7 protein-coding genes are annotated in these 13524 nt (G+C 43.6%); all 7 read left to right on the forward strand.

Annotated features, from left to right (window positions below; genetic code table 11):
• Positions 1 to 9 precede the first annotated feature (9 nt).
• The 7 genes from H7U17_RS07145 to H7U17_RS07175 all read left to right on the forward strand — a co-directional run bounded on the left by H7U17_RS07145 (position 10) and on the right by H7U17_RS07175 (position 13233).
• A complete protein-coding gene (locus tag H7U17_RS07145) occupies positions 10 to 1479 on the forward strand; it encodes a RagB/SusD family nutrient uptake outer membrane protein (protein ID WP_186755975.1) in 1470 nt (489 codons plus the stop codon).
• A 7-nt stretch (positions 1480 to 1486) separates the two neighbouring features.
• Entirely contained in the window at positions 1487 to 3088 is a 1602-nt protein-coding gene (locus H7U17_RS07150) for a fasciclin domain-containing protein (protein WP_186755976.1), read from the forward strand.
• An 11-nt stretch (positions 3089 to 3099) separates the two neighbouring features.
• On the forward strand, positions 3100 to 4689 hold the full coding sequence (locus H7U17_RS07155) for a fasciclin domain-containing protein (RefSeq protein ID WP_186755977.1): 1590 nt from the start codon (positions 3100 to 3102) through the stop codon (positions 4687 to 4689).
• A gap of 17 nt (positions 4690 to 4706) precedes the next feature.
• Entirely contained in the window at positions 4707 to 7796 is a 3090-nt protein-coding gene (locus H7U17_RS07160) for a SusC/RagA family TonB-linked outer membrane protein (RefSeq protein ID WP_230981303.1), read from the forward strand.
• On the forward strand, positions 7796 to 9442 hold the full coding sequence (locus tag H7U17_RS07165; protein ID WP_230981305.1) for a RagB/SusD family nutrient uptake outer membrane protein: 1647 nt from the start codon (positions 7796 to 7798) through the stop codon (positions 9440 to 9442). Before H7U17_RS07160 ends, H7U17_RS07165 begins: the two co-directional genes overlap by 1 nt.
• A 195-nt stretch (positions 9443 to 9637) precedes the next feature.
• Entirely contained in the window at positions 9638 to 10927 is a 1290-nt protein-coding gene (locus H7U17_RS07170; protein ID WP_186755978.1) for a pectate lyase, read from the forward strand.
• A complete protein-coding gene (locus H7U17_RS07175) occupies positions 10927 to 13233 on the forward strand; it encodes a glycoside hydrolase family 65 protein (protein WP_230981307.1) in 2307 nt (768 codons plus the stop codon). The genes H7U17_RS07170 and H7U17_RS07175 overlap by 1 nt, the downstream gene beginning before the upstream one ends.
• Positions 13234 to 13524: the final 291 nt, after the last annotated feature.

Here is a 13524-nt window from a genome sequence, read left to right on the forward strand (position 1 = left end):
GAAGTAACCATGAGAAAGACATATATATGCTTACTGGCTGTGTTGACATTTGCCATTAGTTCTTGTAACGATTGGCTAGAACTGCAGCCCGAAAACAATCAGGTCAGTGATGAATACTGGACCAATAAAGAAGAAGTGGAAGCGGTACTTGGTGCCGGTTATGTAAGGCTTCGGGAAACCATGGAGCAGCAGCTGGTTTGGGGTGAAATGCGAGGAAATGGCCTTACCACCGGCAGTGGGGCTATCTTAGCAGACATCTTTAGAATCAACCAATGGGATATCCTTCCGGGGAATGATTTTGTGAAGTGGGATAAGTTTTACCAGGTGATCAATTATGCCAATATGGTCATCAAGTATGGCCCCGAGGTGGTGGAACGAGATCCTTCTTTCAATCAAAATGTCATGCAGTCTTACCTGTCGGAAGCTTATTTCCTAAGGGGATTGGCTTATTTCTATTTGGTGAGGAATTTCCGAGATGTGCCATTGATCACAGAGCCGTATATGGATGATCAGACAGCCTTTGAGGTAGCCAAATCACCATCCAACGAGATTTTTCGACAGATTAAAGTGGACCTAGAAGGTGCAGTAGAATATGCCAAGGAAGTGGCGCCGACTGTTTGGGAAGCTAAAGGAAGAGCTACCAAGTGGGCCATTTACGCCACCTTGGCTGATGTTTACCTATGGACAGAAGAGTACGATAAGGCGATTCAAGCCTGCGATGCTGTGATCAACAGTGGTCAGCTGGGATTGCTGGAAGGAATGGTCAATAACAATAATAATTGGTATAGGATCTTCAGTGAGGGGAATACCAATGAAGGAATTTTTGAAATCCAGTTTGACTTTGACAAAGGCCAGACGAATAACCTGATGTCCTGGTTTGGGACCAATCAACGGTATAATGTTACCGAGCGTACCGTGGCATTATTATCAGAATCTGATGAAGATATTCGAGGAGAGGGATCAAGCTACCTGGCAGGAGACTTTAGTGTGTGGAAATACTTGGGAGCAGAGGCAGAAACAGGTATTCCTAGGGTTTACAGTGACCAAAACTGGATCATTTATCGCATTGCGGATATTTATTTGATGAAGGCAGAAGCGATGGCAATGAAAGGTGCTAGTAGCTATGGAGAAGCTGCAGAGCTGATCAATCAGGTACGTGAACGTGCCCAAATTTCAGAGCCTGTATCGGCCGCTTCAACAGAATTGGAAATGTTACAATTGGTCATGGAAGAGCGGGGAAGAGAATTCGTCGGCGAAGGTAAAAACTGGTATGATATCCTTCGCGTAGCGAGCAGAAACGACTATCAGTACAAGGACTACCTGATTACTCAGGTGCTGCTGACGGCTCCTGCGAGTTCCGCCCCCATCATACGTTCAAAACTGCTGGACGAAAACAGCCATTACCTGCCCATTCACATTCAAGAGTTGGCAGCTAACAGGCTTTTGGAACAAAACCCCTATTACGATAACCTAAATTAACCTCGCCATGAAGATTATAAAGAATTATTTCATATACCTAATGGGGCTGGTCATGGCACTGGTCTCTTGTTCAGATCCCTATGAGGAGACGACATTTACCGCTTACGAAGAGTTGCCTATTTCCTTATTACTGGAATCCCAGCCGGAGAAATTTTCCATGTGGGTAGAACTTATGCAACATGCGGATATGTACAATACGCTGAATCTTAAGAGTACCTATACGGTGTTTGCGCCAATTAATGAAGGCGTACAGCAATACTTGGAGGCCAATAACTGGTCCAGTATAACAGACATCCCCAAAGAGGATGCTGCCTATTTGGTGAAATACCACACGATCAACCAGGTTAAAATCAGCCAAAGTCAATTCGAAAATGGTGTGATCAATGACCGCAATGCCACCGATGATAATCTATCCATTGAATTCCGCGAAGGGGGCCTCAATGCCATTTTCCTCAACGGGGAATCCCGCATCAAGGACTTGGACATCGAGGCGACCAATGGCATTATCCATAGTTTGGAAGAGGTGCTTGTGCCGGTAAGGGCCACTATAATGGATCGATTGGGAGCTGAACGTTTTTCGATCTTTCGGGAGGCAGTGGAGATGACAGGCAGAGCTGAGATCCTTAATACTATTGTGATCGAAGAAACAGATAACAGCGGCAACCCCTTGGAATACAGAATTCGCATGACAGCTTTTGCGGTGTCTGACGAGGTGTATGCCCAAGAGGGCATCATGAGTTTGGAGGATCTGATTGCAAAATTGGAGGTGGCAGATGATGATTATACGGACAGCGAAAATGGCTTGAGAAAGTATGTGGATTATCACTTGCTATCGCAAGTTAAGTCCTTTGCGGATTTAGGCGAGTTTCCGGAAGGTGAGACTTCTATGAACATCAATACTTTGGCGACGAATGAGCTGATTAACATTGCGGATCGTTCCGGAAGTCTGGTGATGAACTATGATGCAGAAGCTAAGGGAGGAGTGGAGTTTATTGAAGAAAACATCAATTGCAAAAATGGTGTGATGCATGAGGTAAACCATTGGATGCCACTGTTCACTCCGGAAAGGGTGACGGTTATTTGGGATTTGACGGATTATGCGGACTTGCAAGCCCTTTGTGACCAATACCAAAACAGCAGCTTGAATTCCACTTATACGAGGACATTTACCCAAGAGGAATTGAGCTGTTATAAGTGGAAGTCCACACCAGAATACCGACCAAATGCGGTGGCTTATCGGAATAACCGTGGGGCTGATGGCATCTGGTATGCTGATGCGGTAAATCACGATCACCTCCGATTGGATTTGGGGCAATCCGGTTGGATTGAGATGGAGACTCCTGTGCTGATTAAGGGAAGCTATGAAATCACTATGACCTACCTCAGCTATACAGAAAGAGAAAACACGGGTTACCTGCAATGTTCGATGGACGGAAAACGACTGGGAAGTCAATGGCCAGTATCCAATCGACGCTATGACAGGGCATTGGAGAGGCGAATGACAAGTTCATTCACCTTTGATGAAACCGGCAGCCATACTCTAAGAATTGTGGCCATTGACGGTGAATTACTAACACTGGATCACATTAGATTTAAACCTGTTGACTAAAAATGAAGCGCATGAAGAATTTAAAATATCTATTAGGATTGGTACTCATACTCTGTATGGGCTGTAAAGAAACCTGGGATGAGCACTATGGTATGGTTGGTACAGATGAAAGTACCCAAGTGGTTTCAGAACTCAACCTATTGGATTACCTGAAATCAAATCCAGATTATGCCAAATTTGTGGAAGCTTTGGAAGTGAATGGGATTGCTGAGGAATTAACCAGAGATCAATATTTATCGGTTTGGGTGGTCAATAATGAAGGGATGGATGCCCTTGCCCAAATGAACTTGGATTCCGAATTTGTCTTACGCTATCATATCAACAACTTGACCTATGATATGAGCAAGTTACGGGATGGGCTGAGGTTGAGGTCCCTTAATGGGAAATACATTCCTGTGACCCGTAAGGTGGAAAATAGTATTATGGTGGCAGATGCGACCATAACGAATGGAAATCAGTTTTGCCAAAATGGAGTGGTGCATGAAATCAGCGAGTTGATGGTGCCAGACGAGAGCATTTATGATTATGTGTTCAAGCTTTCAGATGATTACTCCATGATCAGGGATTCTGTATTTGCGGCTAATGATACTGTATTTGATGCTAAAAATAGTGTTCCGATTGGGGTAGATAAGTCTGGAAATACAATCTATGATTCAGCATTTGTAATTGAGAACCCGATTTTTGAGGAGGTTGATTTTAGGTCAGAGTTTTCCCAGGTAACTATGTTTTTGCCCAGCAATCAAGTGGTGGACAATTGCTTTCAGAACCTTCAGGGGCTTTATGACCAATTTGGCAAGCCTTTTACCAGAGAGGATTCCTTGACGGCTTGGAATTGGATTATGGATGCGGTTTTCTATGATGATATAGTAGAGGATTATGGTTCCGAAGAAGATTTGATTTCAGCATTTGGCGCGCGGTGGAAAACGTCCGTCCAGGGGGTCAATACGCAATACAAAAGGATGAGCAATGGTCGAATCTACGATGTTAATTTCTTGAAGATTCCGAACAATGTCCACATATCGGCCATTAAGCAATTGTTTTACTATTACGAATTTGTGCCAGATGCCCAACGTGATGCACTTTTTACCTTTCACAATGCCACAGAGATCAGGGCGCAGGGTACGGACAATTATTCCTTTCCAAGCTTGAATGTATCGGGTACGTATACCATTCTCCGCTTGTTTGGTGATGATATCCCAGGACAACCCTTGGCGGTGGATTATACACCGGTAAAACTCGATAAAAATGATGATGGTACCACCACCGCCTCAGTTGTGGAAGTGCCCCCAGGAGAATATAACCTTTATATGGGGGTTCAGTCCAAGAACCATCCTTTCTTGAATGTCTACATCGATGATCAACTGGTAGCTTCAGAGTTAAACGTGGAGCCTTCATCACCATGGAATTATGACAGAAGTACCAATACCGTTTCAGGAACCAAATGGGATGGTCTAGGCGGCCTGGTGGGTGTAGTGAATATCGAAGGGGATGAAGTACGCACATTTAAGATCCGTATAGAGGTGGCTTTATTAGGGAAATCCTCTAGAGAAGAGATGAAGCTTTATCACTGGGCGCTTGTACCCACCCAAAATAACTATTGATGAAAATGGAAGGAACAATGATAAAACAACATAAAGTAGCCTTACTGATTGCAGTGATGATGGTTTTGGCTTTTGGGGCCAATGCCCAGCAAGTACTGAAAGGAAAGGTAAGTAGCCCGTACGGGGATGCTCCTATCAGTGATGCTTACATTTCGATAGCGAATGAGGAAAGTACTGCGCAGACGGATGAGCAAGGCGAATTCAGTATAGAAATAGACTATTTGGAGGGAAATTTGACAGTCTGGGCTCCTGGATTTCAAGAGCAGGTGATTCCTTTGTTAGGTAGGGATTATATTGAAATTGTCCTGATTCCTCAGCGGACAGACTATTATGACGTGCCTGCAAAAAGTGATGCCCGAGGAAATATGAAGGGCGAAGTATTGCCAGCGGAACGCTTTAAGCCAAGTGCCATGTACGTGGAGGATGTCCTTCAAGGGGCATTCCCTGGACTGAATGTCATCAACAAAGGAGGTATGCCAGGAGAAGGTGCTACGGTAAATTTACGGGGGATTCGATCCTTGACTGGTAAAAATGCACCGCTGATCATCATCAATGGTATGCCCTACTTGCCAGATATGAACAATTCTGCGATCATCCAAGGTTATTCTCCCAGCATGTTCAATGTCCTCAGCGTGGATGATATTGACAATATCAAATTGGTAACAGGAAGTGCTGCTTCCCGCTATGGCTCGATGGGATCTAATGGCGTTTTATTGATCGAGACGAGCTCTCCAAAGGATATGGAAACGGTAATCGAATTTTCCGGTCAATATGGCATGGCCTATAATAATAAACGCCTACCGGTATTGGGTGTGGATGATTTTAAAAGCTATATCGGAGATGTGGGACTTACCCGTTATGAAGATATGGGTGATATGCTGGACTTGTTTCCGTTTTTGCGCGACGATCCAGATTATTACTATAATTTCCTTTATAACAATCAAACCGATTGGCAGGAGCTGGTCGATAAATCGGCTTTTGTTACTTCCAACCATCTGCGCGTAAAAGGTGGGGATGCGATTGCGAAGTATGACCTGTCTGTAGGGGCCAGCAATCAAGGAGGAACCTATGATAATACCAATTTTACCCGTTATACCACTCGCCTAAATGCACAAATTGAACTGAGTCAGCGGTTCCAACTGGTGACTTCCATGGGCTTGACTTATGGCAATAACAAATTGCATGAGCAGATCCTAAACGATGCTACTAATCCATTGATGGCGTCCTTGTACAAGGCTCCAATCTTGAGCCCATTTAAGAAAGATGAATATAATAATCAGCTACCTGCTTATGATGCTGTTAGACAGTTTGGGGTATCCAATCCGCTGGCAGTGGTGAACGATACTAAGATGGAATCGGATAATTTTGATGCCTTCTTGAACACAGGATTAAATTTCGAAGTAAACGATCATGCGAAAATGCAAGCCGTATTTGGATACTATTCCGGCTATAAGCGGCAGTCTGCATTTATTCCTGGCCGTTCAGATCAGACCATTGCCCCACAGGAAGAAGGAGTGGCACTTAATACTGCTAGGGCAGGAACCGGTAAAGTTTCCAATTTATTTTATAAGGTCAGTGCGGACATTGTAGAGGAATTGGCAGGAAATCCATTGGAGGCGGGCGTTGGCTATCAAGGTGTAATGACCCGACATGAGTTTGATGGAGGTTTTGGTAGGAATACCAGTTCAGATTTTTATAAAACCCTTTCATATGTAGATGCAGAGGGAAGGTACTTTTCTGGGTATCATAACGCTTGGAATTGGATGAGTCTTTACGGTTATGCCAAGTACACCATGGGTAATCAATGGATTGCTTCCTTAAATATGTCGGCAGACGGCGCTTCTTCTACAGGAGCTGAGGCGGCTAGGTTTGGAGTTTATCCAGGACTGGAAATGACATGGCAAGCAAAGCACAGTCCGTGGCTGAAGAATAGCCAAGTTGTGAACCAATTGGATGTGCATGTGGGGTATGGCCTTACGGGTAACAGCCAGTTTCCTACTGGCCTGAGCCGCCAGTTTTATACCAGTCAGGCCTACCGTCAGTTGGCAGGGATTGTAAACGGCAATGTGGCCAATACCAGCCTTGGTAGGGAACGTAACCAAAATTTGGATGCAGGCATAGATGCTGGGTTCTTTGACCGACGGCTTGTTGCCAGCGTCAACGTTTATCATACCATTTCTTCAGACGTGATTTTTCCTCAAAGTATTTCCTCAGTGTATGGTATTGAAGAGATGTATATCAATGGCGCTAGGTTGGAGAATAAAGGTGTTGAAGCAGCCATACAGTTGCGATTGGTGGATAACAGGAATATTAGCTGGAGCGTAGGAGGTACCATCAATAAAAACCAGAATAAGATTACTGCCATGGAAGGAGCAGAAGGGACTCTTATCCGTGAGATGAATGGTGGAAATTGGGCCGTTTCATCTTCAATAGGTCAAAATCCTTATAATTTCTATGGCTTTGTCTCAAATGGTGTGATCAGCACCCAAGAAGAGGCTGATGCGCTTGGATTGATAGATTATAAAGGAGACCAATTTAATGCTGGAGATATCCACTTTGAGGATTTGAACCAGGATGGGGTTATCGATGATCAGGACAGAACGATCATTGGAGATGCCTCTCCAGACTTCTTTGGTAGTTTCTTCACCCAAGTAAGGTATAAGAAATTGTCCTTGTCAGCTCAGTTTACCTTCAGCGCAGGAAACCAGATTTATAACGGTGTACGAAGGGAAATGGAATCGCTAAGTGATTTCAGAAACCAGTCAATGGCCGTGGACAAGCGTTGGCAGACGGATGGTCAACAGACCGATATTCCCAAAGCCAACTACGGTGATCCAATGGGCAATAGCCGGTTCTCTGATCGATGGATAGAGGATGGATCTTATTTACGCCTCAACAATGTCACTTTGAGCTATCAGTTGGGCAAGTGGAGCTTTTTCGAAGGTGGAGAAGTGTATTTGGCGGGTGAAAACCTGCTGACATTTACTGACTATTTAGGGTTGGATCCAGTGCTGTCTTATGCCTATCAGCCAGCCTGGCAAGGAGTAGATTATGGTGCCATGCCACTACCTTCTACCGTCAAATTCGGTTTTAACCTACAATTTTAATGACAGAAGCTATGAAGTATAATGCTTTTTATAAATATACCTTAATCTTGAGCTTATTGGTCTTGGGTAGCTGTGAAAGCTACTTTGAGACTGATACTGATGATATGCTCTTGGAGGAAAATTATATTGGAAATACCAATGAACTGTATTCAGGATATATGGGCATCGCTGCCAAGGTGCAGACGGTTGCAGATAAGGCTATTTTCCTTTCAGAGCTGAGAGGGGATTTCCTTGAACCTACGGACAACGCCCCACAAGAACTGTGGGAAATTTATAACTATAACATCAGCCCAGACAACAGCTTGGCTGATCCAAGGGAATATTATGATGTGATTTCCAATGCCAACAACTATATCAAAAAAGCCTTTGAATACAAGCAGGCTAATCCGAATGCAGTGGAAGATGCTGTTTTTGAGCCCTTGGTAAGTGGAGCGATCCGCTTTAAGGTATGGGCTTATCTGATGTTGGGCAAGCTTTATGGTGAAGCAGTGTACTTGGAGGAACCCCTGACAGAAGAAGCGGACTTGTCCCAATATCCCAAGATGGAATTTGAAGAGCTTATCGGCCAACTCATCAGCTTGATGGAAGGCGGTGTAAATGGCATTGATGGTAAGCAGGTATTGATTTGGTCGGATCTTTTGTTTCCTGGTGTGAGTACATCCGCACAGGATCTTACTTGGAATATGATCTGTCCATCACCTGAGCCGCTGCTCATTGAGCTCTATCTTTGGAATGGTAATTATGAGCAAGTGGTGAGTTTGGGCATGTCTTTTATTTATGATCAGGGCAGTGGAAGGTATAAGTTGGGCAATGACGATTATAACGGGGAGTGGATTCAGTTCTTTTACCGAGATCCAATCACTAAAACCCGTGAGCTGATCAATATTGTTCCTTTTGATTACCAACGCCAACAGACTAACAGACTGATAGATTATTTCTCCAATACAAAGCCCAATAAGTACTATTTACGTCCTACAGAAGCGGCTATGGGGCGTTTTCAGCAGCAGGTAAGACAAGATGGGATCACGATTGGTGATAATTATCGTGGAGAAAATTATACCTATTGGAGACAAAATGGTGAATGGGTAGTCCGTAAGTTTTCGCGCGCCCACGAAACCGCTGATAATATCCACAAGAATGATGTACATGTTATTCTTTACAGGGCCGCTGATATCCATTTATTTATTGCTGAAGCGCTCAATCAAATGGAGCATTTCAAAGAAGCTGAAGCATTTCTTAATGATGGAGTTCAAAATTATATTTCCCGAAATGAAGATAATCTAGCCTATCCATTGAATAATGAAACCTATAACGCGGCCATAAATATTAACTGGGGCGTGAGAAGAAGGATTGATCTTGGACCGGTTTATCCGGAGGGACTGAGCAAGGAAGACTTGGATACACCTGAAAAGATTGAGCAATATAAAAAAGGTTTGGATAGCCTGTTATTGGAAGAAACCTGTATGGAGAGTGCAGGGGAGGCCAGGTCTTATTTTGCCATGATCAGGATGGCCAAGAGATGGAATGATCCAAGTATGCTGGCTGACCGAGTAAGTGCCAAGTATCCTTCTGGAAAAAGTGAAAGCATCAGAAATCTACTTATGCAACCTGAGAACTGGTTTATTGACTACGATTTGAATAAATAAAAAGAGGCACAACTCATGTCCAATCAAACACATGATCCATTAAGCCCTTTATCGTTATTTAAATATTGATTTCATACTTGGGGTTTGTTAATTCAGTACAGGATCGGGCAAATTGTTGCCCGGTTTTGTCTTTTTATCGAGTCTTGAATCCTGAATTCGATTCCTTACTCAATACATATCAAAACCATTGAAAAAATGAAAAATATACCACTATTATTACTTGTCGCATTACTTTCATCCACAGTTAGCTTTGGTCAGCAATTGGCCTTTCCAGGTGCAGAGGGCTTTGGTAAATATGCCTCAGGAGGAAGAGGAGGGGAAGTTTATAAAGTTACCAATTTAAACGATTCCGGTCCTGGTTCCTTTAGAGAAGCAGTAAGCGAGTCCAATAGGACAGTTGTTTTTGAAGTAGGAGGAGTGATTCATATTAAGTCTAGGATCGTGGTGAAGGAAAATATTACCATAGCAGGGCAGACTGCTCCTGGAGAAGGCATTACGATTTATGGAAATGGATTGAGCTATTCTGATGCTAACAATACCATTACTCGATATATCCGTGTAAGAATGGGAAAGGTGGGAGATAAGGGAAAAGATGCCATAGGGATAGCTCATGGTCATGATATGATTTTTGATCATGTTTCCATCACTTGGGGCAGAGATGGGACTTTTGATCTCAATGGTGATGTGCAAAATGTTACTTTACAGCATTCTATCATCGGACAGGGCTTGCAAACACACTCTACAGGAGGCTTGATTCAGCCCAATGGCGGGGTGTCTATTTTGGCTTGCCTATGGATCAATAACCACACTAGAAATCCCAAAGTAAAAGGCATGAATCAATATGTCAATAATGTCGTCTACAATTGGGCTGTGGCCGGTTATATTCAAGGAGGGGGCTCTGCAGGTAAGTCTTATGCAAATGTTGAAGGCAATTATTTCATAGCTGGTCCTGAAACAGGAGATACACCACCGTTTAACCGCTCCAATGAGAACTTTCATATTTATGCCAAAGACAATTGGTATGATGGGAACTTCAACGGAAAGTTGGATGGTGAGCTAGTGGAGAGAAAAGTATACGAGCCTGTTACTTGGAAGGAAGAACCATTTGACTATCCAGCGGTGACTGTCCTCAATTCAGAAGAAGCCTATCAACAAGTCGTGGATCAAGTTGGTGCATCATTATATAGGGATGAAGTAGACAATTTCCTGATCAAGGACTTGGTTTCTTTGGGACAAACAGGTAAAACGATCAGTGATGAAATGGAGCTTCCAATGAAAGGCCCAGGAAAAGTTAAAGGAGGCAAAGCTCATAAAGATACCGATGGCGATGGAATACCAGACAAGTATGAGAAGCGAAATGGTTTGGACCCGAAGGATGCAAATGATAGAAACCGGACAGACAAGAACGGTTATACAGCATTGGAAAATTATCTTAATGGACTGGTAGAGGATCGTTCTTTAAGTTGGAATGGAAACCAATTTTGATGGATTTTACTGCCTTAAAAAAATATGACTGGAAAGGATTTCGGTGGACAGGAGAAGTGAGAGTCGGTTTTATTCGCAGTAGTTATCTTTTTTTGAAGCAAATTAATTTCAATAATACCCATATGATCAAATTATTTAAGAAGCGTTCTTTCAAAACATTTAGTCTGGTATTTTCGGCTGGATTAACTTTTTATTCATGCTCTATGCCCCAAGAAAGTGGGGAGCAGAGATCCACGCCGATAGACCGTTTTTCCTTGGTCAATAGGCATAATGTCGTATTGACTCAACCAGATACTTTAGCCTCTCTTTCTGTGGGCAATGGGGAATTTGCCTATACGGTGGATGTCAGCGGCCTGCAGACATTTCCGGAATATTATGAAAAGGGAGTGTCCCTTGGTACACAAAGCCAATGGGGCTGGCATGCTTTTCCCAATCCGGACAATTATGAATGGGAAGAGATCTTAAGATATGATACCTCAGCCATTGGTCAGGTGATATCTTTTCCGGTACAGTGGAAAGAGGGACGAAAAAAGAAAGTCACCGATTATTTCAGGACCAGTCCACATCGCCTGCATTTGGGCATTATTGGTTTGGAGATATTAAAATCTGATGGAAGTAAGGTGGAAGTGGATGATCTGGAAGATATACAGCAGGAATTGGATTTATGGAATGGAAAGATCACCAGCGAGTATACAGTGGAGGGCCAACCTGTCAAAGTGGAACTTTTTGCCCATCAGGAAAAAGATGGAATTGCGGCGAAAATCAGTTCTCCTTTGGTGGCAAGTGGTCAATTGAAAGTGAAATTCAGGTTCCCCTATGGATCGGGCTGTCATGTTTGTCCTGGGTACGATTGGAGCCAGCAGGATAAACATACTTCATATGTAGAGGTAAAAAGGCCAAGTCAAGTAAGGGTTTCCAGAACATTGGATAGCACTAATTATGTAACGGATATTAGCTGGGAAGGGAATGGCGCTTTTGAAACAGCAGCAAAGCATTCTTTTCTGTTGAATGCACAAAAAGGACAGGAAACATTGGAATTTACGGCCCTTTTTTCCAAAGAGGGTGAGGAAATATTGCCCGATTTTGAGGCTACTGCAAATAGCAGCAGTCAAGGTTGGGAAGAATTTTGGCAATCCGGTGGGGTGATTGATTTTTCGGAATGTACCGATGAGAGGGCAGAGGAGCTGGAAAGAAGAGTGGTCCTTTCCCAATACCTGACCAAGGTCAATTGTGCGGGTTCCTTACCTCCACAGGAGACGGGCTTGACCATGAACAGCTGGTATGGAAAATTCCATATGGAAATGCATTGGTGGCACGGTGCACATTTTGGGCTTTGGAACCGTGTGGAATTAATGGAAAAAAGCCTGCCTTGGTATTTCAGTTCATTGGCGAAGGCCAAGGCCACTGCAGCCCGTCAGGGATTTAAAGGAGCCAGGTGGCAAAAAATGACCGATCCATATGGGGATGAAAGCCCTTCCAGTGTGGCGTCTTATCTGATCTGGCAGCAGCCCCATATCTTGTATTTTGTAGAGCAACTTTATCAGGATAGGCAGGATCAGGCCACTTTGGAGAAATACAAGGAGCTTGTGTTCGAAACAGCTGAATTTATGGCATCCTTTGCAAAGGAGAGCGAAAAGGATGGCAAATACCATTTGATAGCGCCATTGATACCTGCTCAGGAGCTATTTCCTGCCAATGCTACTGATGATCCTCCTTTTGAGTTGGCTTACTGGCACTATGGTTTGAATATAGCATTGGATTGGCAAAAGCGTTTGGGCATGGAAGAAAACCCTCAGTGGAGGGAAGTTTTGGATAATTTGGCTCCTTTGGCCATCAAGGACAGCCTTTATCTGCCCAGCAGCACTCATCCTAGGGCTTATGAAGATGATTTTTACCTGCATGACCACCCGGTGGTCTTGGGGGCTTATGGGATTTTACCAAAGACCGATATGATCGATACGGTCATTATGAAGAATACATTGGAGAAAATTTTGAAGATATGGAACTGGGATTCTACCTGGGGCTGGGATTACCCGATGATGGCCATGAGTGCCGCAAGACTCAATATGCCTGAAACAGCTTTGGAGGCCCTTTTTATGGGAAAAGAAAAGAATACCTATTTACCAAACGGCCATAACTATCAAGATAAGCGCTTAAGGATCTATTTGCCAGGAAATGGTGGATTGCTTACAACGGTGGCCATGATGGCGGCGGGGTGGGAAGGAGCACCAGATCGGGCCAATCCGGGATTCCCTGACAATGGAAAATGGAATGTAAAATGGGAAGGACTGAGGAAAATGCCTTGAAATAGACCTTAGACGCAAGACATTGGATGTGTGAGACTTTGAATTGAGCTTCATACCCTGAGTTTGGCAAAGGGGGCGAAGGATCGAAGAGTTGACTCATCAGACTTTCCGTCGGAAGAACTACGCCACATGACGATTAAAATTGAGGCTGTCTCATAAGTCGAGGTTTTTGTGTCATTCTGACGAAAGGAAGAATCTCATAGAGTTGATTTCCAGTAACAAACAAGTCTAGAGATTTCTCCTAACGTCGAAATGACATATTTTGAGACAGCCTCTTATTGACCTTGAAAT

The sequence above is a fragment of the Echinicola salinicaeni genome, assembly GCF_014280965.1.
GTDB classification, from domain to species: Bacteria; Bacteroidota; Bacteroidia; order Cytophagales; family Cyclobacteriaceae; genus Echinicola; species Echinicola salinicaeni.